This is a genomic window from Rhizobium sullae (genome assembly GCF_900169785.1).
Lineage (GTDB): Bacteria > Pseudomonadota > Alphaproteobacteria > Rhizobiales > Rhizobiaceae > Rhizobium > Rhizobium sullae.
The window spans coordinates 1-355 of record NZ_FWER01000208.1 but is presented as its reverse complement, the minus strand read 5'-3'; the positions used below and the strand labels follow the sequence as shown (position 1 = coordinate 355).

Sequence of the window (355 nt, the reverse complement as noted above, 5' to 3'; positions counted from 1 at the left end):
CGCCGCAGAAAAATGCTACGGAGTGCCCGCATTCAATATCAACAATATGGAACAGGCCCTCGCGATCATGGAGGCGGCCGATTCGCTCGACGCGCCCGCGATCATGCAGGCTTCTCGCGGCGCCCGAGCCTATGCCAACGACATCATGCTGAAGCACATGATGGATGCAGTCGTCGAAATCTACCCCCACATCCCGGTCTGCGTGCACCTCGACCACGGCAACGAACCGTCCAGTTGCATGACCGCCATTCAAGCCGGCTTCACATCCGTCATGATGGACGGCTCGCTCAAGGCGGATGCCAAAACACCGGCCGATTGGGACTACAATGTCGGGGTCACCAAACAGGTGACGGAG

Annotated in this window: 1 protein-coding gene; it reads left to right on the top strand. The window is 59.2% G+C overall.

The window, feature by feature from the left end; all coding sequences use genetic code 11:
• Positions 1–355: class II fructose-bisphosphate aldolase (locus tag BN1800_RS39800; RefSeq protein WP_179214042.1), on the top strand; the 355-nt coding region annotated here is incomplete at both ends.